Genomic DNA, 25,907 nt, shown 5'->3' on the forward strand with positions numbered 1-25,907 from the left:
GCTCTACCTTGGCCGCCGATTCGCAGCGACCTCCTCGAAAGTTGCGCCGGTCTCTGCGTGCGAGGCCTGCAATCCGGTGAACGCCTGCCACCGCCCGATGATGACATCGCAGTAGCAGGGGTCGAGCTCGATCAACCGAGCTCGGCGACCAGACTTCTCGCAAGCAATAAGCGTCGTTCCAGAGCCTCCGAACGTATCGAGCACAATGTCGCCGTCGCAACTGCTGTTTCGGATCGGGTATTCGACGACAGCCACGGGCTTCATCGTCGGATGCAGATCATTGCGTGTCGGACGATCGAACGACCAAACGGTCGACTGGCTACGATCTGCGTACCAACGGTGCTTCGCAGTCGGCTTCCAACCGTACAGCACGGGTTCGTGCTGCCAGTGATAATCCTGTCGCCCAAGCACCAGCGATTGCTTGACCCACACGCAGCACTGCGCCAGCTTGAAGCCACTGTCGATCATCGCGCGCCGGAACGCTAAGCCCTCGGTATCTGCGTGGAACACGTAGATGCCGGCACCGCCCTTCACCGCACCGAACATCGCCTGATATGCGGCAAGCAGGAACGCCCCGAACTCGTCGGCCTGCATCGCGTCGTTCTGGATCGTCATGCGCTTGTCGGTCTTTCCGACGTATGCGACGTTGTACGGTGGGTCGGTGACGATCAGGTCGGCAAGATGGCCGTCCATCACCGCCGCGATGCTGTCCGCGCGCAGGCTGTCGCCGCACATCACGCGGTGACTGCCGCAGCACCAAACGTCCCCCACCACGGACACCGGTGTTTCCGGAGGCTCCGGCGTTTCGTCCTCGTCCGTCAATCCACCACCACCTTGCTCGAGCAACCGCGCCAGATCGACGGCCTCGAACCCGAGCAGGTCCACGTCGAAGCCCTCGTCGCGCAGCTCGGTCACTTCGAGCCGCAGCAGCTCGTCGTCCCATCCCGCCATCAACGCGAGCTGGTTGTCAGCGATGACGAACGCGCGGAACTGCGTCTCGCTCCAGCCCGACGCGTCGATCACGGGCACGTCGCCGTCCGCGAAGGGGTCAGCGCCGCGCGAGTGACCCGGAGGTGGATACAGGCGCTTGCCTGCGCCGTACAGTTTCCGGATTGCGGCGAGCGTGCCATGCCCCTTCGCGATGACGCCGTCGCGCACGACGATGGCGCCGACCATTCCGAATTCCTCGATGCTGGCGGCGATCTGCGCTATCTGCCGCTATCTGCGTTTCGGAGTGGGTCCGCGCGTTGCGGGCGTAGGGGATGAGGCTGTCGATGGAACGGCAGGAAATTTTCACTCTAGGCCCTTTTTATAGATGAAAAAAACGGCCACAACAGCAAACTGCGTAACCACCAGCGCCAATGAAAAAGCCCGCTGGCTTTCGCTCAGCGGGCTTTCTTACGCGCATCACACTCATTTATCTGGAAGCGATGCGTCGACCAAAATATCGTCAATACGACCGTCGGTACCAACCATCACGGTGACTCGCCCAGGCACGATGTCTTGGGTAACTGCATCGCCCACTTTCACGACTCGCACCGGACGCCCAATCAGGTCCTTGATCAAGGCGGGAGCTGTCTTGTAGGACCAGGGCCAATGCGTCCATCGATCATCGCCAGCACGCGCATTATCGGGCCAAGGCGGCACGACTGGGCCGGGGCCGCCGTTCGGCTGATTTTCATTCGGCATTTTTTGGTCTCCATGTTGATGTGGAGCAACCAATATACATGGGAAAACGCATGGCAATCGTGAACGGTCTGACCGGCACCCGGGTACAAGTTGCCGGCGTAGAATCACCGAGCCGGCCCTTACCGGCTCACATCTACGGGGTGATATAAATGGCAAGATTCGTCACACGCATCGAACTTCATGCGGCGAATTGGGATAACTACAACGATCTTCACGCACGCATGGAGGCCAAAGGCTTCCAACGAACAATCGAGTCCAGCAACGGCGACCATTACGAACTACCGACGGCCACGTACTACGTCGAAAGCACGCTCACGACCGAGCAGATCGCTCAGCATGCCCGGGAAGCCGCCAATGCAACCGGCAAATCGAACTCTGTGATTACCACGGAAGGAGCATCGTACTTCTATCTCAACAAGGCCTGATCAAGGCAACAAAAAAGCCCGCTTTCGCGGGCTTCTTTGCTTTGGACGCACGCATGACGTGTATCGAATATGGCGGATTATTGTGATTTTTTTCCGGCGTGTCAAGCAATGGGCGGATCAGGGTCGAACGAGTTCGATTTCGACCGGTTGTGACTGGCCGGGATAATGCGCAGGTTCCCCTCCCAATGCAGCCCACAAACGAGCGGATTCACGATCGGCACAATGTGGTCGACGTCGTGAGGGACGCCGATCTCCTGTTCGATCTCAGCCCGCCGCCTATAAATCGCGATCATAGCTACCGTGCTCGCCCACTGCGGTGTCCCGAGCCGGATTAGCATTCGGCGCCGCTCGCGGAAGTTTTCGCAGGCTGCGACTGCCTCACCCCACTTCTCACGCCGCTCCGGATCGGTCCAAGGGTGGCGCTCCGCGATGCGTCGGATTCGATCCTCAACCCATTCGAACTGGCTCATGCGCGCCCGCGGGAAGCGTTCGATGAACTCCACGGGCGACATTGCGACGTCCGCGAGCCATTCATCGACCGGTTCTCCCGTCGTTGCTTCGTACCAGGCACGGAACTCCGGTCCACGAAGTTTCGCCATGATCTGGCGGTACAACTGCGTGTTTCTCTCGTGATTTCGATCGCGAATGGGAGATGAGGAAGCGCGGCCAGCAGCGAACATTGCCGCCGTGTTCTCGCGTCGTTCATCCAAGCGCGCAGCCTTCCGCTTTTCCTTTTGGCTGCGCGCAACCGACTCGGACGAAAATGCGCTCTTCTTCGAATCAGGCCATGCGTCCATTCAGCTCGTTACCTCCAAGATTCCAAGCTCCTCAAATCGGCGCTCAAGGACGGCCCACGCTACGTCGGTCACGCCAATGGTACCGTCCTTCCGATTGCCCAAGAGCCACCGCTTGATTGCCACATTCTGAGCGCATGCTGTGTTTTCGTGTACATCGCAATCCGCTGCGATTTCCTCGAGGTTCTTCTTCACGCCGAAGAGTTTCTCGACAATGCTTCGCCGGAGCCGATAGTGCGAGAACCCCGAGCAGTATGCCGCAGAGGCTTCGGTCAGCCACGCGATCGCGGCCTGCCATTCGAGGTTCGGCGTCCGGCCGCTGCAGCATGCCGCGCCACACGAGCACGGGAGATCGCGTGGCGCCGCGCGTGCGATGACCACCGACAGATGCAGTTCCGGCAACTCCCAGAGGTGCCGACGGATCTCGCCCGCCTGCCCTGCGCCGTCGAGGCCCACGAGTCCCATGCCGGTGCCGATCGACTCGCCGCGCAAGCGCTTCGCCATCATCGTTTCACCGTACTGCTGCAGCGAGTAGCACATCGCGAAGCGCACCGCGTCGTACCCGCTCTTGAATCGAATTTCGTCCATGCCCTTACCCCTGCGATGCCAGTTCGGCGCCCGCGATCGCCAGTGCGAGCATGCCCGGCTCGCCGTGCTGTTCCAGCACCGCGCGCAGGTCCACCAGCGCGGCCTCGACCTTTTCCTGCTGGTCGGCCGGCATCATCGTCACCATCCCACGGATCATCATCAGCTGTTCGAGATCGCTCATCGTTTTCACCTCACGCCTTCTCCAAATTCAACTCGATCACTTCGACGCGCACGCCCGGCGTACGCACGTACCGCTTCGACACCCACCCGTCAACGATCTGAGCGTCGTCAACGTACGCCACGCCGTTTAGGCCGTCCTCGATCGCCTTCACGACGTTCGACCAGTCGGGCTTCTTCGTCGCGCCGATCAGGCCGGCGGCCGCCGACGCCTGGCGACGCTGGGACCAGCTCGCCGGGATCGGCACGCCGATGTGTACGACCATGCGCACCGGCCCCTCGAACGGCCGCGCGCCGCTCATTGCCGCGCGGGCGGCCATCTTCACGAGGTTCTCGTAACGCTCGGACGCCTCCGGCGTGTGCGCGCGCACATGGCCGCCCTGGCGCGAGAACCGCGGCCGCCCCTTCGCGACCGGCTTGCCGGGAACGACGAATTCCACACGCTGCGCCACGGGCGACGACGCGATCAACGATTGCTGCTCACCGGCCATACGTCAGGCCCTCCTGCAGTTGGGTGGAAATTGCAACTCGCTGGGCGGCGCGCGCCGCTTCGATCTTCGCGACGCACTGGTCGCGCGCGAGGCCGTGCGTGCTGATGCCGAGCCGGCGCCCTTCCGCTTCGAGCTGAACATCGGTCATGGCTCGCAGCGGAGGTACGACGGCACGCGGCGGCCCGAGTACAGTTTCGACGAAGCCGGCGAGGAATCCGGAGTTCACGGCTGTCTGGTCATGTTGGCGCTTGCGCTCGGCGCAAGCGCGGTCGTAGGCGGTGCGCAACTGCTCCGCCGTCACGCGCCATGTCGCCAACGGCACGTCGGTCACAGCGAAGCGCGGCCGCTTCCCACGATCCGTCTCCCACCGCGTCAGCAGGGTGACGATTTCTTCGGCTCGCAACGACGACGGCTGCGAGTTATCCCCAGCCCCACCCCGTATCAAGTCTCCTACGTCGTCGTTAGTTGCGCTCGTGTTAGGTGTATTGTCATGTTCTGTATACGCGCGAGACGGTGACGTAACACGTGACGCATCAGGCGTAACACCGCACGTAACGTGTGACGCATCTGTTACGCCGGCAGGAAGCGCTGCGATACGTTCGCGAAGCTCGATCGTCGGAGTGCTTTTCGGCAGGTCGATACCGTTCTTGTGCAGCGTGTCGAACATCGCGTCGCGCTGCTCGCGCAGGCGCTGCATCCGGGACTTTGGCTTGCCGGGTTCCTCACGGAACGAACGGACGCCGAGCGCTTCGAGCGCCTTCTCAGCGATTACGGGGTGATATAGACGCCCGTCTGCACATCGAATCCAGCCGCGCAGCGCCATCGCGCGCACGCGCTTCCATTTCACGAGCGCGAGACCAGCCAGGTGAGCCAGCAACCGGTCGTCGGCCGGCAAGCTTGCGGCCGGCACCTGATGCCATGACTTCGCCCAGAGCCGAAACGCGGTCTTGAATTCTTCGCCGGTCGACAGGCCGAACAGGTCGCTGTCGATCACGCGTGCGACGTCGAGTGCCATCCACGGATGGCCACGCAGATCGCAATCCGCAGGGGTGAGAGGATTCGGGATCTCAGTCATACAAGTCTCAACCTGGTTGTGATGCGCCAAGCATCCCAGCCGGACAAATATTTCAGAAATGATTTGTCGCGGATCACGAGGCCTCCAGCTTCAGGCCTGGCTGCTGCAGGCGGTCGGCGATCACCGCGCGCATCAGGTCGCGGCAGTCGCTTCGATGGGCTTGATCTATCCAGCTCATGCTTGTGCCCCCCAAGCACCGATTTCGGGCGTGCTACGATCAGTCGAAATTCAACTACGGGAGTGGCATGAAGCGCGCATGGAAACACACCGAACTGGCGTTCGTGTGGCTTTTGATCGGAATTGGGTTCTTTGCTCTCTCGCGCGTGTGGGCGACTACTGCGCGTGCCATCGGCTCTACAAAAGATTTTTGGGACGTCGCCACGGCAATCGGCACGTGCGCTGCTGTAATCTCTGCGCTCTACATCGCAGACATGGGCCGACGGAAGCAGAATAAAGACGAAAGGGTCAAGGCGACCTTGACTGCGGCAAGCATTCAACAGCGTCTTGCAAACACGCGAGACTCGGTCGAATTCATTGCAACCGGAATCGCAAATCTTCTTGCTCAAATAGAACTTGCACGTGGGGCAAACAATTCGATGAGCGAAATCTTCGAAGGATTGAGAAACGAAGAGAATTCGATTCACAAAGCCATCCAGGAAGTGATTCGAATCATCGATACGACTAGCCTGCTGTCGTTCGAAGAAATACACACTATGGTCGGACTGCCAGACAATTGCGCTATGCAGATTGCAGCCGCTCAAGCAAGAGTGCGCAACGTCCGAGAAACGCTCGAAGCGATCGGCAACTTCCCGTCCCTTGTACGAAAGCGACAACTCGAGAACTCGCGAAAACCGCTCGCCGAGGCGTCGATACTGCTGTCGAATGCAGTTTCCATCTGCGCGAAAGAAACCAAACACATCACTCGAATTCTCGTGGCCAGCGAAACGCTCGGCGATTAATAACGCGGGGCCGTCGCTCCTGCGGGGCCCCGCAAGACCATTCAAATCCTTTTCTGGTCGCGCCGCATGGCGTCCCGACCAACCGCTCGAACTCTCGCGCAGCGACCGAGACCGCAGCAAGACCCGAAGCTGTTGTACGCGAGCGCGCTCCGCGCGAACGGGCTTTCGTCGAACGGTGTACCGACGCGCGCCATCCTTTGCGGAGCAAAGCAAACTCAAACAGGGGCCGCTTGTCACCGCCCTGCCCCGCACTCGCCGCCCCCGGCTCGCGCGCATTCGCAGAACATGCCGACCTTCCCCATCGTGCACATCGCATCGAGGTAGTCGCGCGTCACCACCACGTGATCGAGCGCCGCGAGCAGCGCGTCAAGCTTGTCGAGCGTGATGCCGGCCGGCCTCTCCTGCACGAGCTTCGACGGCATGGACTCGTCCCACCCCGTCGCCTCTAGCAGGCGTTGCTTCTTCTTCGGATCGTTGAGCGCTGCGCGGATTGCCGCTGCGATGCTAGCGCGCATCACCAATGACATCGGCTGATTCATGGCCATTCACCATCAATTCAAAAACTAAGGAATGCCCATGAACCCAGCGCCGGATAGGCTGTGAGCATGGACACGAAACACACAACCGCCCGAGGCGGCTTTATGGAGATAGGCGTGCTCGCTGACGTGGGAGACTCGTTGCTCTTCACTTCAACAACCCTTCACGAAAGGAGCACGCGTGCACGGCACTTACGAAATGCTTGTTATCGACGTCCAAACCGGCTCGTCGATCGGCGAATGCAGCTTCGTTGTTCCCCCTCGACACGGCGAATGGATCGAGTTTCCAGAGCGCCCGAATTCGGCGGCCATGTTCGAGGTCGTCAAGGTTGTTCACCCGATGACTGGCGACTGTCCCGACATTTACGTACGGCGTCTCGGAGGCAATCACGAAGCACTGGATCGGCTCTGTTCGGAGCAATCCGAGCCCTAACGATGCGTTCAGCTGCGCTGAACTCTTCGCGGCCGAACAACACAACCGCCACAACGCGCCGGCCGGCCATCGATGCCGATAGCGGCAGCACCTCAAGGTCGCTCGTCACGGCGAAGCCGGCGCGCGCCGGATCTGGCTGGTTCGCGCTCGCGGACCAGAATGCTGCGGCCGGCGGCGACACGGCCGTCGGCTGAGCTGCGTGGGGGTCGAGTGCCGGCTGCACAAGACGCGCAACCATGCAGTTGCACGCGGCGCGGATACGAGTGGCAATTCGACGCATCAGGCTCCCTCCCCGGTGTCTGGATTCGGGCGAGAGTTCCGGCTCTCGCCAGTAGAATCGGCAGCTCTCACACAAACCGCATTCACTTCCGATATGGAGGAACCCTCGTGATCACAACCTTGGTTACGGCATTGAATGGAGCCAATCTCAGCCTTGATCTTCTCAAGCGTGCTGTTGCGGGCCATGACCAGCGTGTAGCTGAAGAGGCGATAGCCGATATGACGATCAAGCTCCGCGACGCTTACGCTGCTGCGCTCAGCACTGCGCAGGATGCTCTCAAGCTCGCGCAGGATGCACGCGCGCTTGACAATCGCATTGCTGAGCTTGAGCGAGAGAACGAAGCCCTTGAGGCGAAAGCTCAGGAACGCGAGCGCTATATGTTGGTTGCGACCGCTCCTCATTCCTTTGCATACGCGCTCAAGGACGTCGAGGCCACTATCGAACCGCAGCATTACTGCTGCCAGCCCTGCATGGAGGCGGGGAAGAAGAGCGTTCTGCAGCTCGCAGGCGGCAAAGGCGGCCTTCATTGCCCGACGTGTGACACGAACGTCCTCTGTGACGACGTCGCGCGACGCCAGGCCGAAGGATGGGCGCGACTTGCGTCGGGTTTGCCGGGACGATAACCGCATCACGTCACCTCCTGCAGCGGTGCTGCCGGCGCGTCGGTGGCCGCGAGATCGGGCCATATCTCGTGCCAGTCGTCAGGGCGCATTTCACGCCGCGTCACCTGCCCGTGCGTCGCGTCCTCGATCTGGCGGCACCGCCGCGGGTTGATGGATGAGGTCCCACTCGCCATTTGGGACAAATACGACGGCGACACCTTCAACGCATCTGCGAGCGTCTTCGCCGTTCCGCGCGGTGCAGTCGAAATGTAAGTTTTCAGGTTCATACCTCCGGAGTTTAGTTCGCACTAAACCACGGGTCAAGTGAATGCTTGTTTAGAAATGCCTAAACTATCGAAATGGACATCCAGGAAGTTCGGCGCGCCAGCTTGCGCGCGTGGGTCGCGTCACACTCGGTTCCGCCGCGTGAGAAGAGCTATTTCTCGCAGTTGATCAACGGCACCGCGTCGTTCGGCGAGCGCGCTGCTCGTCGGATCGAACGCGACTACGGCATGAGCCCGGGTCAGCTTGACGGAACTGACCGAGCAGAGTCGCACCGCTTATCGAACGAGGTCGCGCAAGCAGTACGACATGCGGACGATAGCGGTCATTCGTCGCCAAAGGACGTTGCGATATCCCGAGTCGTAAGGCTGTTTGATTCGATGAGCGTGGATGAAATCAACCAATTCGTGGACGCTTTGGTGATGCTCCAACGACACGGACGGGAAGTCCGCGGAAATGCTGAAGTTGAATCGACTGGGACAAGCGAACTCGTTATTCCCCCGCCCCGCTCCAAGAAAGCAACTCGGGCCGCATAGCAAAAGTAGCCGCGAAAGCGGCTATTTTAACGCCGCAGCAATAGCTTTTATTTATCGACTGATGGTTTTTTGAGATTTGCTCTATACCAGTGGCCGGAACGTGCAAATGCCACAGTCGCGTGTGAGACGACCGCTCCCACCAACAGATGGGCGAAATCCTTTCCATGTCGGATTTTCTCGCGGCGCGCGGCGTCTACGGGCCACCCCGAGCGCCGCCTGAGAAATCGCGACCACCTCGTAAGAAGCACGGCCGTATCGTCATTGACTACGACGACGGGCATCACCGGCTGAGCCGCATTGGGACGTATCTTGAGGACGACGCTCTGACACGATACGCCCTCTGCGAGATCCTCGCGCACTTCATCCGAACGGATCCCAGACTGAACGGTTAAGCAAACGCTGCGAGGAAGTAAAGTTTTCACTTGACGCGAAGTTTAGTTATTACTAACCTGTCGTCCATCGCCACTCAACCGATGGACGAACATGACCACGACCAGTACCGCAGCAGCCGAGCTCACCCGCCTCGAATCGAGCCTTCACGCCATTGCCGGCCGACCGTTAGAGCTCACGATCCGCGGCGCCCGCGCCTTCACCTTCACCTTCTCTTTCGACGAGTACGATCCGGCCGCCGGCGCGCGCGTGGCGCGCTTCTTCGCGTCGATGGCCATCGCAACGGTCGATGCTGACGTCGAGTGCGGCACGCACATCTACGTCGACGTGCCCGAAGCACTGCACTCGTAAGGCGGCGTCGACATGCGAAACACAACTCCGGTCAGCATGACCACCACCGCCTACGAGGCGTTCATCGAACGCGGCCTGGCTCGCGTCGAGCGGGATCTCGATAACGAGGCCGCACGCGCCGAGCTGGTCGACGCGCTCGCCAGCGTCATCGAGCATCGAAAACTCGGCACGCCGGACGCCGCCGAATTCGCTGATGCCCTCGGCTCGATCTGCGACGGCGAAGCGGCCGACCTGCTCTCTGCATATCGGTCAGGGCGCGAGAACCTCTACAACTTCATCAGAGCTCGGTATCGAGCGTATGTCGGCGGACTCGCGCGCGCCATCGCTAATGCGCAGGTGCAACGCCTGGACGACGACGCGCGGCACGACGCCGCGACGCGCGGTGATGCATGACGATCAACCTCACCATCGTCTGCATCGCGTGGGTCCTCGCAGCCGTGAGTGTGTGCCGCATGAACCTGCGCGCGGCCGCCGGTCGGCACGCCAGCTTCGCCGGTCCGTTCCTCCTGTGCGTTGCGTTCCTGCTCGCGCTCTACTCCTACCTCGGCGCGAGCGACGAAGCCGACGCAGTCCGTACCGAGCGCGCCGCGCGCGAATTTCGAGGTGGCGCGTGATACCTCCTCGCCTGCTCATGCTACGTGCGGCCCCTGATAACGCCCTGCTTCGCGCAGCGATGCCGCGCAATCGCCGCGCGCTCGCCGCAACGTTCTGGATGCTGTTCTACGGCGCGCCGGTCGGCGCCGTCCTTTTCGTCGCGTACCTGATCGGTCAGGCACGCCTGCAGTAACCCGATCCGCCACGTCGCCAGATACCCATTCCATTTACTACGGAGTCCTCTATGAAAATTGAAATAACCCCCGCGCTCTGTCAGTGCGGATGCGGGCAACCAACGCGGCTCGCACCGGTCAATGATCGCTCGAAGGGCTGGGTCAAGGGCCAGCCGCTGAAGTACATCAAGGGACATGGCACCGCCCATGCCGCCGCCGCAAAAACAGCAGCGGCAATCGGAAATCGCACGCGCACCAGCCAGGGATATGCCGTTGTCCTGCTGGGGGCGAACAAGCGCCAGTACGAGCACGTACTCGTGGGCGAGCGCGCACTCGGCCGGTCACTGCGCAACTTCGGTCGCGGCAACCGACGCACCGAAATCGTCCATCACATCAACGGCAACAGGGCCGACAACCGCCCGGCCAACCTGCTGATCTGCACGCACGAATACCACGTCGCGCTGCACCATCGCCTCTCGAACTCACCCGCATGGCCCGAGTTCGCCCCCGTCTCCCGTCCTGGCTTCGGAGGTCAACGATGAGCACGCCCTCTGTTTACACCGTTCGTGCGTCCAGTTGGGGAGCACTTTTTGATTGCAGTTACAGGTGGGAAGGCATCCACCTCCTGAAGCTGCCGAATGTCGTCGGCCTGCGCGCCGCGCTCGGCACTGCGATCCACGCGGGCACGGCCGTATTCGATCAGGCCCGAATCGACGGCAGCGGCCTGACCGTCGACGATGCTGCCGGCGTGTTCGTCGACAAGCTGCACGACCCCGAGAACGAGTACAACCCGGTCGCCGACGAGCTGACAGTTCCAGAGGCCGAGCGTGTCGGCCTGACGCTGCTGACGAAGTACTGCCTCGAAGTCTCGCCGCAATACGACTTCGTCGCGGTCGAGATGGAAACGAAGCCGCTGGAAATTGACTGCGGCAACGGGATTGTCGTCCGGCTTACGGGCACGATGGACCGCGCGCGCGTACGCCGCTCGGCACTCGGCGTCGGCATTGCCGACCTCAAGAGCGGATCGTCGGCCGTACAGAAAGGCGCCGCAGTCACAAAGGGGCACGGCCCGCAGGTCGGCACGTACGAGCTGCTCTACGAGCACTCGACGAACGACACCATCGGCGACGCCGCCGAAATCATCGGGCTCAAGACGAAGGGCACGCTCGAAATCGCGACCGCGCCCGTCAAGAACGCGAAGCGCGTGATGGTCGGCACCGAAGACATGCCCGGCCTGATCCAGTTCGCCGCCGACATGTTCCGCTCGGGCGACTTCTACCCCAACCCGAAATCCCTCCTGTGCGCGGAGAAGTACTGCCCGCGCTACGCCACCTGCATCTTCCACGACTGATCGACGAGGCCACTATGACCGCATCTACCAACGCACCGACCACCCTCGAAGCCGTGCGCACGCCGCAGCCGCGCGAGGCCAGTTTGCCGGCCGTCGCGCCGGGCTTCGGTTCGCTGCAGTCGTTCGAGCTGATGCAGCGCGCGGCGAAGCTGCTCGCGTCGTCGACGCTTGTTCCGGTCGCATACCGCCAGGTGATCGAAAAGACGGATAAGTGGGGCAACGTCACCGAGTCGCGCGAGAACCCGAACGCGCTCGCGAACGCCGTCGTCGCGCTCAACATGGCGCAGCGGATGAACGCAGATCCGCTGATGGTCATGCAGAACCTGTACATCGTCGAAGGCCGGCCGTCGTGGTCGTCGCAGTGGATCATCGCCGCGATCAACGGATGCGGCCGCTTCTCGCCGCTCCGCTTCGACATTCAGAAGCTCGGACGGAAGGCCGTCGCCTACACGTTCTTCGAGTGGAAAGACGGAAACAACGGCCGGCGCGTACGTGAAGAGCGCAAGCAGGACGTCGAAATCGACGACATGGTCTGCGTCGCGTGGGCGCTCGAGCGCGGCAGCGAAACGCGCCTGGAGTCGCCGCCCGTGTCGATCGAGCTGGCCGTCAAGGAAGGCTGGTTCACGAAGAACGGTAGCAAGTGGCAGACCATGCCCGAGGTGATGCTGCGCTACCGCACCGCGTCGTTCTTCGGAAAGCTGTATGCGCCCGAACTGCTGATGGGCCTGACCACCGTAGAGGAAGCCGCCGATATCGTCGACGTCAACCCGGACGGCTCCTATTCAGTGAACCGCACGACGCTCGACGAAATGCGCGGCGGCGGCCGAGCCCAGCCCGCTGACGAGGTGCCGCGCGCCGGCGCGCCGGCCAATCCACAGCCGGGTTGGCAGAACGGCGCATACGACGCAGCGCGTGATCCGTCGCAGACCGTGCGCCAGCCGCGCACCGCCGCCGCATCTGCTGCTGCCAGCGAACCGCCCGTCAGCACGCAGGTATCCCATGACAACAGCACAAGCCAGCCGGCCGACGACGGGCAACAAAGCGGGTTCGGGTTCGACGAGTCCGGCCTCGTACAGGGCATCCGCGAGGACATCGCGGTCGCCGCCACCGCCGAAGATCTAGACCTCGCGCGCAGCGCGATTTCCGGCGTCACCGACGAAGCAATCAAGGCAGATCTCAACGCGGCCGCCTCCGCACGCATGCGGGCCATCACCGCGGCCGCCGACGAGCAGGCGCAGCAGCAACGCCAGCAACAGCAGCGCACCAGCGCGCAGCGCCGGCCGCGCACGCCGCTCGGCGCCGAGTAACCCGCCAACCATCACAAGGATTCGACCATGACCGAGAACAACGACGCGAAGAACGTCCTCAACATGACCGCCGGCACGATCGGCCGCGACCTGCTGTCGGCCCTCGTCCTCGAATTGAAAATGCTGCCCGACGTGTGGGTGAAGCTGAGCGAGAAGAAGCAAAACGACGTGATCGACCGACTGCGCAAGCGCGTCGACACCAGCGTGAAGATGGCCGTGCACCTGATCGCGAGCGACGGCCGCATCGTCGTGCAGGGCGATCTTGACCAGATCACCATCAAGGACGGAGTCAAGGCGGTCGTGAAGTTCGGCGCGCACGCGACGAACCTGCACGAGCTGTACGACGCCAGCGGTAAGACCGTGCTGGTCGTCGTGGCCAACCCGGGCGAGCACACCGAAGGCATGGACGAGGTGCGCGGCGAAACGGATCAGCGCGGCCTCGATCTCGGGCGCGAGTACACCGACGAGGACGGCGACGGCATGAACGGGCCGCCGGCCGACGACAGCGACATCGTCGACGCTGAGTTCAAGGAAGTCCCGCGGCTCGGCGACGGCCCGACGCAGGCACAGATCGACGAGCAGTACCAGGCGGGCCGCGCGGCGGCCGAGGCCGGCAGCGCGGAAACCGACTGCCCGATCATGGCCGGCGAGCTGTGCATCGCGTGGGTGAAGGGCTGGAAAGACTGGCACGACGAGCAGACGGACGACGACCCGCTGATCGGCGAGGTCGAAGCGTTCGTGATCGCGAAGCAGCGCGTGTCGGTGTCCCTCATCCAGCGCCATTTCCGGATCGGCTACAACCGCGCCGCGCAGCTGGTCGAGGCGCTCGAAAAGCGCGGCGTCGTCAGCACGGAGAACGACAAGGGACAGCGCACGGTGCTGAAGTCGGCCGAAACCAAGGGAGACGCGGCATGAAGATCACGAGCATTTTCGTGCGCAACTTCCTCGGCGTGCGCGAGGCCGACATCACGCTCGACAAGCCCGTCGGGCTATTCGGCGGCGCAAACGGCGCCGGCAAGAGCAGCATGGAGGAAGCAGTGCGCCTGGCACTGACCGGGGACGCGACCCGCGTCCAGCTGAAGAAGGAATTTGGCGTGCTACTGAACGAAGGCGCGACAGGCGGCCAGATCACGGTCGCGTCCGGCGACGCGCACAACACGATCAGCCTCCCAGGCGGAAAGCTCGCGCGCGGACTACCGGACGACGCACGCATGTCGCTCGTGCTGGACGCGCAGCGCTTCGCGCGTCTCGCGCCGGCCGACCGCCGCGCGTTCCTCTACGACTTGATGGGCGTGAAGGTCGGCCACGAGGAAATGCGCCAGCTGCTCGTCGCGCGGCTTGGCTACGACAAAACGCTACCGGCGGGCGGCGCCGCGCGGCTGCAGGTAATCACGCCGCTGCTGCGCGCGGGCTTCGACGCGGCGCAGCGAGACGCAACCGAGCGCACCAAGGCCGCGCGCGCGGCATGGAAGGCGGTCACGGGCGAGACGTACGGCAGCCAGAAGGCGGCGACGTGGCGGCCCGAGGCGGTCGAATTCGACGAGGCCGCAACGATCAAGCTCGAAAGCGAGCTCGATGCGATCGACGGCGAGATTGGCGATGTGCGCGAGCAGATCGGCGCGGCCGAGGCGAGCCGCACGGCCGCCAACACGCGCGCGTCGAAGATATCCGAGCTGCGCGTTGTCGCGGAGCAGTACACGAAGCGCGCCGCGTCGCTCGAGCATGCCGACGCGCAGGTGCAGGAATTTCTGCCGAAGGTCGAAGCGCTGCGCGCGGCCGCCGGCGCAGCGCCGGCCGGCATCGAATGCGCGTGCCCGGCGTGCGGCGCACTGCTGCGCTACCTGCGCGGCGTGCTGACCGCCGCCGGCCCGGCGGCGGTCGACGCAGATGCCGTCGCACGACTGCCCGACCACGAGAAAAGCCTCGCCATGCTCCAGCGTGCCGCCGCGAACCGCCGCGCGGACCTCGATGCCGCCGACCAGGCAGCGAAGCAGCTCAAGCTGCTGGAGGCCGAACAGGTCGACTTCGTGTCGACGGCGGAAATCGACGGCATGCGCGCGCGCCTGGCGGAACTGAACGAGCGCGGCGGAAAGGTTGCCGCCGAAGTCGACGCAGCGCGCGAACGGCAGCGTCGCGCGGCGGCCGCCGCTGAAGTGGCGAAGAAGGCGCAGGTGCACCACAGCGACGTCACGGAATGGGACCGCATCGCGGAAGCACTCGGGCCCGACGGCATCCCCGCCGAGCTGCTGAACGAAGCGCTCGGGCCGATGAACGAGAAGCTCGCGGATCTCGCTGAAATGAGCGAGTGGGCGCACGTGCGCGTCAATGCCGACATGTCCGTCGTCGCGGGTGGTCGCCCCTACGGCTTGCTGTCCGAATCGGAGCGCTGGCGCGCCGACGCGCACCTCGCGGCCGCGATCACGCTGCTGTCCGGCCTGCGGCTGCTCGTCCTCGATCGAGCCGACCTGCTGATCGCGGAGGAACGCGACCGCCTGCTCTACTGGCTCGACGACCTCGCGTTCACCAACCAGATCGATACCGCCCTCGTTTTCATGAGCCTGAAGGCTCCGCCCAAGGCGCTGCCCGAAAGCATCGAGGCGTTCTGGATCGAGAACAGCTGCGTCACCCCCGTGCACGCCGGCGAGCCGGCCGCCTCCTGATCTGGTCGCCGCTGCGCACGCGCGTGGCGGTTTGGGGCGGCCCGCACGAGCGCCCGCTTTTTATTGCTCACCGCCGCGCGCCTTCCGTGCCTCGGATTGCGCGGCGCATTCGGGGCGGCTCGTACAGCGCCCGTTTTTTCGGAACCGACATGCAACCGACTCAGACGAAAAAAACTCCCTGGAATCCCTCGCGCCGCGCGACCGCGCGCGTGAAGAATCCCCTTCCGCAACCGACCACCTGCCACTACGACGACGGCCCAGTCGAAATCGTGAGTAACGCCGAGATCTACGGCCGCGAGTACGGCAACTGGCCATGGGCCTTCCTGTGCCGCACCTGCCGCGCGTACGTCGGCATGCATTCGTTCACCGGTATTCCGCTCGGCACGTTGGCCGATGCGCCCACGCGCGAGGCGCGCAAGCGCGCGAAAGCGGCGTTCAACCCGCTCTGGGAATCCGGCGCCATCGCATCACGCACCGACGCCTACGCCTGGCTAGCCGAGCAGCTCGGCATCGAGAACCACGAGGAATGCCACATCGGCTGGCTTGACGTGGCGACGTGCATCCGCGTCGTCGAAATCTGCAACGCATGGGAGGCAGCATGACCATACGCCGCCCCACCCCCGACCAGATCCTCGCGCGTATGTCCGCCGGCACCAAGTACGAAGCCAGCACGGTCGCCAGCAAGTTCCGCATCAACGTCGCGCAGATGAAACCGTTGCTCGAAGAGCTCGTCGAATCCGGCCGCCTGACGCGCGGCGCGCGACGACACGGCGAACGCCTCTGCCCGGCCTACGTCCGACCGACCGACGCGGAGGTCGCGCTGCGTGAGTCGACGTCAGTAGCCGGGCCGGCCTACGCGCCGGACTGGCGATCGACGCTTACCGGCTACGACAGCGCGAACCGCGAGCTCGCCGCGCTCTGCATGACGGCGAGGTCGCGATGACGCCGCTATCGAATGTCGTATTGCGCCTGCAGGCCGGCCATGAAGTCAGTGATTGCTTCTTCGCACTCGATCTGGTCATTGTCGTCGCCAGATCGACGCAACCCGCTCGTCGTCCAGTTGCCACCGTGCGTGCGTTTCGGATCCGCGACGATTGCACTGACGTGCAAGTTTCGACACACGTCCAACGTCTCCAGATGTTCATTAATCAGCGTCAGCAGATCGTTCGCGTCAATGAGCGTGCGCGCCATCGCGGCCTCCAAATCAGCATGTGGAAGACAACGTGATTGAAAAACCTATCTTGTTCAACGGAGCCATGGTGCGCGCGATTCTTGACGGCAACAAGACGCAGACGCGCCGAATTTTTAAGGTGCCGGCCGGGCTCGGCTGGTACGTCAACGGCTCGGCACGCGGAGAGGCGACCGGTGACCTTCATGATCTCGCCGGCCCGGGCTGGTGCACCGTCGACGAGCTCGCTTGCCCGCTCGGTATGCCCGGCGATCGCTTCTGGGTACGCGAAACGTTCTTCGCCTATGGGCGATGGGAAACGCGATACAGCGAGAAGAAGGGGCGCGATAAATGGCACTTCGTCGACCTGACGGCGGAAATGGACCGGCGCTACCAGTACGAAGACCCGACGCCGACCGCCGCGCGCCATCACCACAGCAGCACGCCTGCCTGGTGGCACAGGCCGTCGATCTTCATGCCGCGCGCCGCCACTCGAACGCTGCTCGATGTGATCGGCGCGCGGGTCGAGCGCGTGCAGTCCATCACCGAGCACGACGCCGTGGCGGAAGGCACGTTTGCCGGGGCCTACGAGTACGACAACGGCGAAGGCACCGAGAGCGCCCGCGGGTCGTTTCAATGCCTTTGGGACAGCATCAACGCCGCGAACGGCCACGGTTGGGACGTGAACCCGTGGGTGTGGGTGGTGGAATTCAAACGAGTGGGAGGCCACGAGCAATGACGAAGAAGAACCAACCGAACGCCAGCGCGCCGGCGGCCGACCTACCGGTTGTGGCCCCGATCTCCAGCACGATCAGCGCGGTCAGCTTTCAGGGGTTGAGCATCACGACGCCGAACGGCGAGCCGGCAACGCTCGCGGTGATCGACATGCAAGGCCGGATCATCGATTCCGGCCCGAGCGTCGTCCGCGCCGTGTGGGAGGTGGCGATCAGGTCATATCGAAACTTTCTGATCGGTAACGGACACCTTCGCGTGTTGTCGAAACCCGCAAACACTTGACAACATGGGCTCCGATCGCTCCTTCGAGATTGCAAGGATTGACGTAGCCCACTCAAGTGCGATATCAAACCAGAACTTGCTACTGAACATGTACCCAGAGCGCGTTCGGTGCGACATCAATGCACGGGATACCCCACCGGACTGCAATCAAAATAAAATAGAGACCAACCCAAGCGGGGTTATAGATGATAATAAATTCTATAAATTTGATCAGGTCGCGAGACATTGCTCAATATTGCTGGTCAAGAATATCCCAGTTTCAAAACATACAACTCACTTCAGATTTGATTTGCAAACTTCATGACATTCCACTTGATGACAGAAGCAATCGATCCAACGCAAAAAGCCAAGCCGAACAAATAAAATATTGCCTTTCCCAAGCACGAGAGTATTTTGATGCTGCAACAGGAGTTTCATTGGCAACCAAGCCAGTACTTCTCTACTACTCCACGATGTCGATGGCACTTTCAGAGATATTATTAAAGCAGTCCGGGGACAGCCGCCTTCCGAAGTTACGGGAGGAGAACAATTGCCACGGATTACAACTCGGCGTTCGCGCAACACCAAAAACAGAAGATTGCCTCAAAGATTCGTCGTCGTTTTTGATTGCAAAACCTCAGCGGGATATATCCGGTGCCCTCAAAGGCACGTTTGAAGTATGGAGAAGATCGGCGAGAGAATATCCTGTGGCAGGCAAACACACCACGTACTTTCCAGAAACCAGTGCGAATCAAAAAGGTTACGGTGTGATACTCATTCCAGGTGATGTACCGCCGCCAGAACTTCCCAGGTCCGGAATCTCGCTTTTCGATTGCTTGCAGGAATTGCCATACATGGGGGACTTACTAAAAACTTTCGGCGCACCCCCCAATTTTATTCGAGCGAGTATTTCAAATACATTTTTACTAGCAAGAGATGCACCATACCCTCCCCCGACAACCGAACTGATAATACATCCATCCCGACAAGATCTAATTGAAAAATTTGGTGACCTCGTAGAGCTCGCTCCTGAAGCTGTGAATATCATGACATTTCAAGAGTTGCCATCTGGATATATTGTCAGCTATCAAAGCACCGGACCAATTCATATGAGCTATCCCAGCTCCACCACCCTCAATAAAGATTTCTTCTACTTCTCCTGCTCTGGATTGAATTTGGGTGAATTTGGATTCCTCTACTGCGCCCTCCATATTTGCGGGAATTTCGCACGATATTACCCCGATATATGGTTAAAGCACATTGAAAGAAACTCCCCGCTATCAATGGCGATTGACGAATTATGCTCCCATGCACTTGAAAGACTTCCACTATTAATATTGTCGGAACTATTGAGAAGCTATCAGATCGTGGACGAGTAGCCAGAAACGACATCAAGGTTCTTTCGAGTCAACGACCTTGTTCTGATCTCGGATGCGTCGCGACATTCGCATCCATCGTCCGCAATAGTATGTCAGTGACGCTCGGGCATCCGTATTTTGAGTTCCATCGCGTCAGAAAGCTCGCCGAGAATGGCATTGAGCATCGGAAACGCGGTAGCCGTATGTCCAAATTGCCACCGCGAGCTTCACTACGGACAAAATTCTAAGACCCGCATTGAGACGCTTTACGAAAAGATCCCGAGTCTCAAACGTAAATAGCACGCCAGAATGTGCCGCTTTCCGGCGAACATGTTGACACTCCTCGATCGAACAGCTGGGCCTGTAGATGGTCGCGCCGAACACCAGCACGATTAGCGTCATCACCTTTCAGGGGTTGAGCATTACGACACCGGACGGCAAACCGGCAACGCTCGCGGTAATCGATATGCAGGGCTAGATCATCGAGTCGGGCCCGAACGTCATGCAGACTGTGTGGGACGTGGCGATCAGATCATATCGAAATTTCCTAATCGGTAGCGGGCACCTTAGGGTGCTATCGAAACCCATCTTTATATAAAAAAACGGCGCCTACGCTCCGTTTTCGCCTACCCTCAATTATCGAATTCCTTCTCCAACTGCTCAAAGAAATCGATTAGCTCATGCATTCGAGTACTCGGATTAAATTCGTTGTCCCTCTCAGCCTCTTGAAGTACTCGCAGAGAATTAACTCGAGCAACCGGAAGATTAGGAAGAAGATTTTTGAATATACTCACATCCTCGCCTTTAGCATATCCATCCATATCTTTGCACTTCTTCAAATCCCCGACACAGCATTCGCCAGGAGACTTCTTACCCTCTTTTGCATATGGTTTTCTATTTTTATTGAAATGTAATATAAACCAAAACTCCAGACATGGAAATGATCCTATTACAGAAATCTTCTCAATCTCCTTCACAATTCCAAGTGCCTGATCCCAGGTTTCGTGCGTATCACGATCAATCGCACAAAATACACGATCATATTTTTTCAATTGCCTCACAGCCTCCTCGACGATTCCCTTTGGGTCCGTCTTGCCGACATGAGCCACCTCCACCACAACATCTACACGGAAATGATGTGCAGCATCCTGAATATAGCGTTTACCAGATTTTTTATCCTCACAAATTACCAATATTTTAGGGGGATTTTTTTTTGGTTTTTCTGACCGACCAAACGACTGAGCGGAGCGTCCCATATTTAGCCCCTACGTCGAATCGGCAATCCACGATACAACCCCTCAAAGTAGCGCCGCTCCACATCCTCACCCTCCCTACCAGCGTAGTCGTGGATTGACCCCAATCGTGTAGCTCCATTGGCGTTTCTGTCCGTCAGCCAGAACTGATCTCGCCTCAACAGCCTTGAGCTCATCAAATGAGTATCGTGGGTTGTAAATATAAGCTGCGTGCAAGCCTCAGATTTTATTTGCTTCTTAACGAGATCTTCAACAATAAGTGGATGCAAGCTTGCATCGAACTCGTCAATAACGAGCGTTCTGAATCCTCTACCTTGGTCCGCAGATAATTGCAAAAACTGCCACGGAACAAAAACACCAACAAGATTTCGAGTTCCTTTCGATTCTTCAGAAAAATCGAATTTTGCAGACCCCAATCTGGTTTCATGAGTAAAAGTCGTCTTCCCCGGTTCTTCCAACAATTCACTTGAATCGGCAGGAGGAACTGATACTGACTCAGCGCCTTTAGTGACGTTTTTATTTTTTTCGAAATGAATATCCGTTACAGGAACATCAATCTCCTGCAAAAAAGTACTGATCGACGAAGCCCAACTTCTATCAGCTGCGAGATTTCTTCCGATATTCGAAAATGTATCAAGTCCATCATCGATGGCGAGCAACCCCGTTTGCAGCCAATTCAACGGCGCTCGAAGTTGCCGGAGTTCCTCGCTGCTATTTGCGACAGCCTGGACAATAAAAGCAGTTCGCGGACCCGTCAAACGCTGCCAAACCGAGCGCAATGCTTCGTCGGCCTCAAATATCGAGCCAAATTCGTAAAAATCGATACCGTCGCGAACCGTTCTTTTGTACAAGAGTGATTCCTTTCCTCTCGGATAGGCGATCAGAATCTCTTCAAAAATTCGACTCTGCGTCCCTGCAATTTTGTATTGATATCTGCATTTCTCGGCAATGAAGTGCCATTCAAACTCACTTGGCTTATCCAGGAGCTCAGGATCGAACCGAAATGGACTAACCGGCAATTGCCCCCAAGTCGATGATGCGGTCGTGCTTGAGGTCAACTTTGCGGAAATCCCCATCGCTTTCAACAAACTGGTCTTTCCCGATGCGTTGCCACCGTAGATTGCTGCGACTTTCAGCAATCGGGGCAACTTTTCTCCAATGACCACTGCCTCAAAGGTGTTCTCCTTCTTACCCAACCGGGGAGAGGCGGTCATCTGGAAAGTTTGGCGCTCGCGGAACGAGCGAAAATTTGACACTGAAAATTCGATTAACATGCAGAAATTCCGCAGTTGGATGCTTGAACGTAGGGTCTATGGTAGCCCGTTCGCGCTACAACTGCAAAAATTCTGCACTTCGGATCATCCTAGGATGTTGAGCCCCCTGATCCAGCGACGCGCCAGTCTTCCACTGGTATATTTCTGCTCTGTTACGGGCACCCGAGGCTGACAAAGCCTACTTTGGGGGACTGGGACATCTGGAATGTGGGGGCGTGGCGGCAAAAGCGTGAGTTTACAGCTATTTATGGGTCAGCGAGGCAAAACCAGCGGTCGAGAGCTCGCCGATGGCGCCCTCAATATGCAGCGCATGCGATCGCATCGGGCCGCCACGAACTGCGGATCGGACCCTTTCCGGCCGACGGCGATGAAACGACCGATACGATCGCCACGCATCACTGCACGACGATTGCCCCGGCTCCGCCCCGCCGCTATGCGAAAATCCCGACATCCGCTCTCATCAATTACCCAACGGGGTTCGCATGACCACCCACATCACGATCGAATTCACCGAGCACGCCGCCGAAACCATCGGCGAGCAGACCAGCACCAGCTTTTCCTATGACCAGGGCGCCCATGTGCCGCAACCCGGTGACTTCGTCGAACTCGAGAATTCGCGGCAGACGTTTCTCGTGATCGGCCGCGTGTTTTCGCTCAAGGCCAACTACAGTGCCGTCAAGCTCGTGCTCGATCTGCCGCCGCACGACGACGAGCAGGGATTCCCGGCACTGTGAACCATCGGGTCCGGCAACGCCGGCGTCGCCGCGGGCGTTCGCAAACGTCCGGACCGCCTTGTGCGAAAACGCTCCCGTAACGGGAGCATCAAAAAGCCCGCCGAAGCGGGCCAATGCGAATCCAACCCCGCGCGCACGGAAACTTCGCAGCAGTCAGACACCGCTCGAACCACACCCACACCGCATCGCCCCCGCCGCCGACCGGCCACATTTCCGCATCGAGTTGCGGCAACCCGGCTCCCGGCGCCGCCGCGCAGCTATCGTCACCGGACACTCCCGCACGCATCCATCCCGATTGCGCGCCGCCGTTGTCGCACGCACCCGCATGCGCTTCGCGGCACGCGACCGGCACGAGCGCGCGCCCGCCAGGTGCGACACGTCCCGGTTGCGTTTCACTGCTTGTCTGGAATTCGATCGACCGGACTTCGGTCATGCCCGCCTCACGCGCGCGAAGGCACGGGCATTCGGTGCCGACGATCAAGAACGACCGTCGGCGAATTCTTGCGGCAGCGGACCGTCAGCCATCGTCGTGCGAGCGCACACGATCGGCCGTATCGCATCGCCGCACGTCGCGGCACCGACCGTCCGGCGGCTCGCGCCGCCGCGGCCGGCCTGCCGCGAAAGCGTTACTTCTTCTCCGGCTCCGTCGCGCCCGGTTGCTTGAACGGGAACGTGCTGAACATCGACTTCGCCTGGTTCTGCATCTGCTCCTGCATCTGCACGAACATGTTCTTCGACTGCTCGATGTAGCTCGTCATCATCCCTTGCATCATCGGCGCCTGCATGTTCATGAACTGCGACCAGACTTCCGGATTCATCGCGTTGCCTTCGTAGAGGTTCTTCGACTGATCGGCAAGCTTGTTCTGGATGTCGATGAACGCCTGGATGTTCTTTTCCAGGTACGTGCCCATCATGCCCTGCATCGCATGACCGTAGAAACGAATGATCTGCGACAGCATCGACGACGAGAACATCGGTACGCCGCCGCTCTCTTCTTCGAGGATGATCTGCAGCAGGATGCTGCGCGTCAGGTCTTCGTTGGATTTCGCATCGACGACCTTGAAGTCCTCCTGTTCCAGCACGAGCTGCTTGACGTCGGTCAGCGTGATGTACGTGCTCGTCTCGGTATCGTAGAGCCGGCGGTTCGGGTACTTCTTGATGAGCCGCTCGGCCGTTTTCTTTGTAGTAGTCATGTAACGCCTTTGAATGCAGCGTAGCGCAAGTGACAAATCCCCGCCTCCCGGATCCGGGAGGCGGGGGCCTTCGGAAACGCCAGGCTGCGCGGCCGACCCGGCCCGCACAGCCGGACGTTCAGCCCATGTGCAGGCCGCCGTTCAGCGAGAAGTCGGCGCCCGTCGCGAAGCCGGAATCGTTCGACGCGAGCCACGCGACGATCGAACCGATTTCCTCCGGCCCGCCGAGACGACGCACCGGGATCGTCGCGACGATCTTCTCGAGCACGTCCGGACGGATCGCCTTCACCATGTCGGTGCCGATGTAGCCGGGCGACACGGTGTTGACCGTCACGCCCTTCGTTGCGACTTCCTGCGCGAGCGACATCGTGAAGCCGTGGATGCCGGCCTTCGCGGTCGAGTAGTTCGTCTGGCCGAATTGCCCCTTCTGGCCGTTCACCGACGAAATGTTGATGATCCGGCCCCAGCCGCGCTCGACCATCCCGTCGATCACCTGCTTCGTCACGTTGAACAGGCTCGTCAGGTTGGTGTCGATCACGGCCGTCCAGTCTTCATGCGTCATCTTGCGGAACACGACGTCGCGCGTGATGCCCGCGTTGTTGACCAGCACGTCGATCTCGCCGACTTCGGCCTTGACCTTGTCGAACGCCGTCTTGGTCGATTCCCAGTCGCCGACGTTGCCTTCCGACGCGATGAAATCGTAGCCGAGCGCCTTCTGGTCCTCGATCCATTTCACCCGGCGCGGCGAGTTCGGGCCGCAACCCGCGACCACCTTGAAGCCGTCCTTCGACAGACGCTGGCAGATGCTGGTGCCGATGCCGCCCATCCCGCCCGTTACGTATGCAATTCGCTGAGACATAAATCTCACTCCATTTTTTGGTTTCGAGAGCTGCCGGAGGCCCCTCTGACTTCACGTAGCGCTGGCCGAAGCCGCAATCGGCCGGCGCCCGGATTGGTTTGGCGGTGACGGCCGGTTACGGACGTTCGACCGCGAGTGCGACACCCATCCCGCCGCCAATGCACAGCGACGCCAGCCCGCGCTTCGCGTCGCGCTTGACCATCTCGTGCAGCAGCGTCACCAGGATCCGGCAGCCCGACGCGCCGATCGGGTGGCCGATCGCGATCGCCCCGCCGTTCACGTTCACCTTCGACGTGTCCCAGCCCATCTGCTTGTGCACCGCCAGCGCCTGCGCCGCGAAGGCCTCGTTGATTTCCATCAGGTCCAGGTCGCCCGGCGTCCAGCCCGCACGTTCCAGGCAGCGGCGCGATGCCGGTACCGGACCCATGCCCATCACGCTCGGATCCACGCCCGCGTTCGCGTACGCCTTGATCCGCGCAAGCGGCGTCAGGCCGAGTGCCGCCGCCTTCTGCGCCGACATCACCAGCACCGCCGCCGCGCCATCGTTCAGGCCCGACGCGTTCGCCGCCGTCACCGAGCCGTCCTTCGAGAACGCCGGCTTCAGGCCCGCCAGCGATTCCGCCGTCACGCCGTGACGCACGAACTCGTCCGTCGCGAACTGCAGCGGCTCGCCCTTGCGTTGCGGAATCGCCACCGGCACGATCTCGTCGTTGAAGCGCCCGGCCTTCTGCGCCGCTTCCGCCTTGTTCTGCGACAGCGCCGCGAACGCATCCTGCTCCTCGCGCGTGATTCCGTATTCCTTCGCGACGTTCTCCGCCGTGATGCCCATGTGGTACTGGTTGTACACGTCCCACAGACCGTCGACGATCATCGTGTCGACCAGCTTCGCGTCACCCATCCGGAACCCGTCGCGCGAGCCCGGCAGCACGTGCGGCGACGCGCTCATGTTTTCCTGGCCGCCCGCGATCACGATGTCGGCATCGCCCGCCATGATCGCGTTCGCCGCCAGCATCACGGCCTTCAGGCCCGAACCGCACACCTTGTTGATCGTCATGCCCGGCACCGCGCTCGGCAGGCCGGCCTTGATCAGCGACTGGCGCGCCGGGTTCTGCCCCGAGCCCGCCGTCAGCACCTGGCCCATGATCACTTCGCTCACCTGCTCGGGCTTCATGCCCGCGCGCTCCAGCACCGCGCGAATCACCGTCGCGCCCAGCTCCGGTGCCGCGACCTTCGCGAGCGAGCCGCCGAATTTGCCGACCGCGGTCCGCGCGGCCGATACGATCACTACGTCCGTCATTTCCGTTTCCTCCGGGCCCGCACGACACGGCGCATCGCTACCGGCCCTGTTAAAAAAACTGCGGTGCACCGGACAGCGTGCG

34 protein-coding genes are annotated in these 25,907 nt (G+C 60.9%); 19 read left to right on the plus strand and 15 right to left on the minus strand.

What is annotated here, in order from left to right; translation table 11 throughout:
- Nucleotides 1–3: 3 nt before the first annotated feature.
- Both AC1Z3W_RS28125 and AC1Z3W_RS28130 read right to left on the minus strand, forming a co-directional pair.
- Nucleotides 4–1,176, minus strand: coding sequence for a DNA modification methylase (locus AC1Z3W_RS28125; protein WP_483508950.1), 1,173 nt, complete (start codon nucleotides 1,174–1,176; stop codon nucleotides 4–6).
- A gap of 237 nt (nucleotides 1,177–1,413) precedes the next feature.
- On the minus strand, nucleotides 1,414–1,689 hold the full coding sequence (locus AC1Z3W_RS28130; protein WP_483508951.1) for an I78 family peptidase inhibitor: 276 nt from the start codon (nucleotides 1,687–1,689) through the stop codon (nucleotides 1,414–1,416).
- A gap of 149 nt (nucleotides 1,690–1,838) precedes the next feature.
- Here AC1Z3W_RS28130 and ghoS point away from each other — a divergent pair, with 149 nt between their 5' ends.
- On the plus strand, nucleotides 1,839–2,114 hold the full coding sequence (gene ghoS / locus AC1Z3W_RS28135; protein WP_483508952.1) for a type V toxin-antitoxin system endoribonuclease antitoxin GhoS: 276 nt from the start codon (nucleotides 1,839–1,841) through the stop codon (nucleotides 2,112–2,114).
- Nucleotides 2,115–2,215: 101 nt separating this feature from the next.
- Here the strand turns inward: ghoS and AC1Z3W_RS28140 are convergent, their stop codons facing one another.
- From AC1Z3W_RS28140 to AC1Z3W_RS28160, 5 genes are read right to left on the minus strand one after another with little or no spacing between them, the layout of a single operon-like run.
- A complete protein-coding gene (locus tag AC1Z3W_RS28140; RefSeq protein ID WP_483508953.1) occupies nucleotides 2,216–2,911 on the minus strand; it encodes a hypothetical protein in 696 nt (231 codons plus the stop codon).
- Entirely contained in the window at nucleotides 2,912–3,496 is a 585-nt protein-coding gene (locus AC1Z3W_RS28145; protein ID WP_483508954.1) for a DNA-binding protein, read from the minus strand.
- 4 nt (nucleotides 3,497–3,500) lie between these two features.
- Nucleotides 3,501–3,677, minus strand: coding sequence for a hypothetical protein (locus AC1Z3W_RS28150; RefSeq protein WP_483508955.1), 177 nt, complete (start codon nucleotides 3,675–3,677; stop codon nucleotides 3,501–3,503).
- Nucleotides 3,678–3,687: 10 nt separating this feature from the next.
- A complete protein-coding gene (locus AC1Z3W_RS28155) occupies nucleotides 3,688–4,164 on the minus strand; it encodes a RusA family crossover junction endodeoxyribonuclease (RefSeq protein ID WP_483508957.1) in 477 nt (158 codons plus the stop codon).
- A complete protein-coding gene (locus AC1Z3W_RS28160) occupies nucleotides 4,154–5,239 on the minus strand; it encodes a DUF1376 domain-containing protein (RefSeq protein ID WP_483508958.1) in 1,086 nt (361 codons plus the stop codon). The genes AC1Z3W_RS28155 and AC1Z3W_RS28160 overlap by 11 nt, the downstream gene beginning before the upstream one ends.
- A 245-nt stretch (nucleotides 5,240–5,484) precedes the next feature.
- Here AC1Z3W_RS28160 and AC1Z3W_RS28165 point away from each other — a divergent pair, with 245 nt between their 5' ends.
- On the plus strand, nucleotides 5,485–6,198 hold the full coding sequence (locus tag AC1Z3W_RS28165; protein WP_483508959.1) for a hypothetical protein: 714 nt from the start codon (nucleotides 5,485–5,487) through the stop codon (nucleotides 6,196–6,198).
- A 233-nt stretch (nucleotides 6,199–6,431) separates the two neighbouring features.
- Here AC1Z3W_RS28165 and AC1Z3W_RS28170 read toward each other — a convergent pair whose 3' ends face one another.
- The gene (locus AC1Z3W_RS28170; RefSeq protein WP_483508960.1) at nucleotides 6,432–6,737 is read right to left on the minus strand and encodes a DNA-binding protein; all 306 of its coding nucleotides are present in this window, start codon (nucleotides 6,735–6,737) and stop codon (nucleotides 6,432–6,434) included.
- Between the two features lie 178 nt (nucleotides 6,738–6,915).
- Between AC1Z3W_RS28170 and AC1Z3W_RS28175 the strand changes: the two genes are divergently transcribed.
- Together AC1Z3W_RS28175 and AC1Z3W_RS28180 are read left to right on the plus strand one after the other, a co-directional pair.
- Nucleotides 6,916–7,167: a hypothetical protein gene (locus AC1Z3W_RS28175; RefSeq protein ID WP_483508961.1), complete on the plus strand. Its 252-nt coding sequence runs from the start codon at nucleotides 6,916–6,918 to the stop codon at nucleotides 7,165–7,167.
- 387 nt (nucleotides 7,168–7,554) lie between these two features.
- Nucleotides 7,555–8,070, plus strand: coding sequence for a hypothetical protein (locus AC1Z3W_RS28180; RefSeq protein WP_483508962.1), 516 nt, complete (start codon nucleotides 7,555–7,557; stop codon nucleotides 8,068–8,070).
- A 5-nt stretch (nucleotides 8,071–8,075) separates the two neighbouring features.
- Here the strand turns inward: AC1Z3W_RS28180 and AC1Z3W_RS28185 are convergent, their stop codons facing one another.
- The gene (locus tag AC1Z3W_RS28185) at nucleotides 8,076–8,336 is read right to left on the minus strand and encodes a YdaS family helix-turn-helix protein (RefSeq protein WP_483508963.1); all 261 of its coding nucleotides are present in this window, start codon (nucleotides 8,334–8,336) and stop codon (nucleotides 8,076–8,078) included.
- A 72-nt stretch (nucleotides 8,337–8,408) separates the two neighbouring features.
- On the opposite strand from AC1Z3W_RS28185, the gene AC1Z3W_RS28190 reads away from it, so the two are divergent.
- The 11 genes from AC1Z3W_RS28190 to AC1Z3W_RS28240 all read left to right on the plus strand — a co-directional run bounded on the left by AC1Z3W_RS28190 (nucleotide 8,409) and on the right by AC1Z3W_RS28240 (nucleotide 16,636).
- The gene (locus tag AC1Z3W_RS28190; RefSeq protein ID WP_483508964.1) at nucleotides 8,409–8,867 is read left to right on the plus strand and encodes a hypothetical protein; all 459 of its coding nucleotides are present in this window, start codon (nucleotides 8,409–8,411) and stop codon (nucleotides 8,865–8,867) included.
- A 483-nt stretch (nucleotides 8,868–9,350) separates the two neighbouring features.
- On the plus strand, nucleotides 9,351–9,608 hold the full coding sequence (locus AC1Z3W_RS28195; RefSeq protein ID WP_483508965.1) for a hypothetical protein: 258 nt from the start codon (nucleotides 9,351–9,353) through the stop codon (nucleotides 9,606–9,608).
- A gap of 36 nt (nucleotides 9,609–9,644) precedes the next feature.
- Complete coding sequence (locus AC1Z3W_RS28200; RefSeq protein ID WP_483508966.1) at nucleotides 9,645–10,001, plus strand: hypothetical protein; 357 nt, start codon at nucleotides 9,645–9,647, stop codon at nucleotides 9,999–10,001.
- Entirely contained in the window at nucleotides 9,998–10,222 is a 225-nt protein-coding gene (locus AC1Z3W_RS28205) for a hypothetical protein (RefSeq protein WP_483508967.1), read from the plus strand. The genes AC1Z3W_RS28200 and AC1Z3W_RS28205 overlap by 4 nt, the downstream gene beginning before the upstream one ends.
- A gap of 224 nt (nucleotides 10,223–10,446) precedes the next feature.
- Nucleotides 10,447–10,917 carry an HNH endonuclease signature motif containing protein gene (locus AC1Z3W_RS28210; RefSeq protein ID WP_483508968.1) on the plus strand — a complete coding sequence of 157 codons (471 nt, stop codon included), beginning with the start codon at nucleotides 10,447–10,449 and terminating at the stop codon, nucleotides 10,915–10,917.
- Nucleotides 10,914–11,726, plus strand: a complete 813-nt coding sequence (locus tag AC1Z3W_RS28215) for a RecB family exonuclease (protein WP_483508970.1) — start codon at nucleotides 10,914–10,916, stop codon at nucleotides 11,724–11,726. Before AC1Z3W_RS28210 ends, AC1Z3W_RS28215 begins: the two co-directional genes overlap by 4 nt.
- A gap of 14 nt (nucleotides 11,727–11,740) precedes the next feature.
- Nucleotides 11,741–13,033 carry a recombinase family protein gene (locus AC1Z3W_RS28220; RefSeq protein WP_483508971.1) on the plus strand — a complete coding sequence of 431 codons (1,293 nt, stop codon included), beginning with the start codon at nucleotides 11,741–11,743 and terminating at the stop codon, nucleotides 13,031–13,033.
- Between the two features lie 27 nt (nucleotides 13,034–13,060).
- A complete protein-coding gene (locus AC1Z3W_RS28225) occupies nucleotides 13,061–13,948 on the plus strand; it encodes a DNA translocase FtsK (RefSeq protein WP_483508972.1) in 888 nt (295 codons plus the stop codon).
- The gene (locus tag AC1Z3W_RS28230; protein ID WP_483508974.1) at nucleotides 13,945–15,693 is read left to right on the plus strand and encodes an AAA family ATPase; all 1,749 of its coding nucleotides are present in this window, start codon (nucleotides 13,945–13,947) and stop codon (nucleotides 15,691–15,693) included. Before AC1Z3W_RS28225 ends, AC1Z3W_RS28230 begins: the two co-directional genes overlap by 4 nt.
- A 149-nt stretch (nucleotides 15,694–15,842) precedes the next feature.
- Nucleotides 15,843–16,295, plus strand: a complete 453-nt coding sequence (locus tag AC1Z3W_RS28235; protein ID WP_483508975.1) for a zinc-finger-containing protein — start codon at nucleotides 15,843–15,845, stop codon at nucleotides 16,293–16,295.
- Nucleotides 16,292–16,636 carry a hypothetical protein gene (locus AC1Z3W_RS28240; RefSeq protein WP_483508976.1) on the plus strand — a complete coding sequence of 115 codons (345 nt, stop codon included), beginning with the start codon at nucleotides 16,292–16,294 and terminating at the stop codon, nucleotides 16,634–16,636. Before AC1Z3W_RS28235 ends, AC1Z3W_RS28240 begins: the two co-directional genes overlap by 4 nt.
- 5 nt (nucleotides 16,637–16,641) lie before the next feature.
- On the opposite strand, the gene AC1Z3W_RS28245 is transcribed toward AC1Z3W_RS28240, so the two are convergent.
- The gene (locus AC1Z3W_RS28245) at nucleotides 16,642–16,884 is read right to left on the minus strand and encodes a hypothetical protein (protein ID WP_483508977.1); all 243 of its coding nucleotides are present in this window, start codon (nucleotides 16,882–16,884) and stop codon (nucleotides 16,642–16,644) included.
- Between the two features lie 32 nt (nucleotides 16,885–16,916).
- Between AC1Z3W_RS28245 and AC1Z3W_RS28250 the strand changes: the two genes are divergently transcribed.
- The 3 genes from AC1Z3W_RS28250 to AC1Z3W_RS28260 all read left to right on the plus strand — a co-directional run bounded on the left by AC1Z3W_RS28250 (nucleotide 16,917) and on the right by AC1Z3W_RS28260 (nucleotide 19,236).
- Nucleotides 16,917–17,600 (plus strand): hypothetical protein, encoded by a 684-nt coding sequence (locus tag AC1Z3W_RS28250; protein ID WP_483508978.1) that lies wholly within the window; start codon nucleotides 16,917–16,919, stop codon nucleotides 17,598–17,600.
- Nucleotides 17,597–17,878 carry a hypothetical protein gene (locus AC1Z3W_RS28255; RefSeq protein WP_483508979.1) on the plus strand — a complete coding sequence of 94 codons (282 nt, stop codon included), beginning with the start codon at nucleotides 17,597–17,599 and terminating at the stop codon, nucleotides 17,876–17,878. The genes AC1Z3W_RS28250 and AC1Z3W_RS28255 overlap by 4 nt, the downstream gene beginning before the upstream one ends.
- A 185-nt stretch (nucleotides 17,879–18,063) precedes the next feature.
- Nucleotides 18,064–19,236 (plus strand): YaaC family protein, encoded by a 1,173-nt coding sequence (locus tag AC1Z3W_RS28260; protein WP_483508980.1) that lies wholly within the window; start codon nucleotides 18,064–18,066, stop codon nucleotides 19,234–19,236.
- A gap of 611 nt (nucleotides 19,237–19,847) precedes the next feature.
- Here the strand turns inward: AC1Z3W_RS28260 and AC1Z3W_RS28265 are convergent.
- Nucleotides 19,848–20,471 carry an RloB family protein gene (locus tag AC1Z3W_RS28265; RefSeq protein WP_483508981.1) on the minus strand — a complete coding sequence of 208 codons (624 nt, stop codon included), beginning with the start codon at nucleotides 20,469–20,471 and terminating at the stop codon, nucleotides 19,848–19,850.
- Nucleotides 20,472–20,473: 2 nt separating this feature from the next.
- Nucleotides 20,474–21,742, minus strand: a complete 1,269-nt coding sequence (locus AC1Z3W_RS28270; RefSeq protein WP_483508982.1) for an AAA family ATPase — start codon at nucleotides 21,740–21,742, stop codon at nucleotides 20,474–20,476.
- Nucleotides 21,743–22,224: 482 nt separating this feature from the next.
- Here AC1Z3W_RS28270 and AC1Z3W_RS28275 point away from each other — a divergent pair, with 482 nt between their 5' ends.
- Nucleotides 22,225–22,476 (plus strand): hypothetical protein, encoded by a 252-nt coding sequence (locus AC1Z3W_RS28275; protein ID WP_047900820.1) that lies wholly within the window; start codon nucleotides 22,225–22,227, stop codon nucleotides 22,474–22,476.
- Nucleotides 22,477–23,102: 626 nt separating this feature from the next.
- Here AC1Z3W_RS28275 and phaR read toward each other — a convergent pair.
- From phaR to AC1Z3W_RS28290, 3 genes are all read right to left on the minus strand, one after another.
- Entirely contained in the window at nucleotides 23,103–23,669 is a 567-nt protein-coding gene (gene phaR / locus AC1Z3W_RS28280) for a polyhydroxyalkanoate synthesis repressor PhaR (protein ID WP_012363978.1), read from the minus strand.
- Nucleotides 23,670–23,787: 118 nt separating this feature from the next.
- Nucleotides 23,788–24,528 (minus strand): 3-ketoacyl-ACP reductase, encoded by a 741-nt coding sequence (locus AC1Z3W_RS28285; RefSeq protein WP_057925235.1) that lies wholly within the window; start codon nucleotides 24,526–24,528, stop codon nucleotides 23,788–23,790.
- A 115-nt stretch (nucleotides 24,529–24,643) separates the two neighbouring features.
- The gene (locus tag AC1Z3W_RS28290) at nucleotides 24,644–25,825 is read right to left on the minus strand and encodes an acetyl-CoA C-acetyltransferase (protein WP_483508983.1); all 1,182 of its coding nucleotides are present in this window, start codon (nucleotides 25,823–25,825) and stop codon (nucleotides 24,644–24,646) included.
- Nucleotides 25,826–25,907: the final 82 nt, after the last annotated feature.

The organism is Burkholderia sp. 10_S31 (assembly GCF_056930375.1).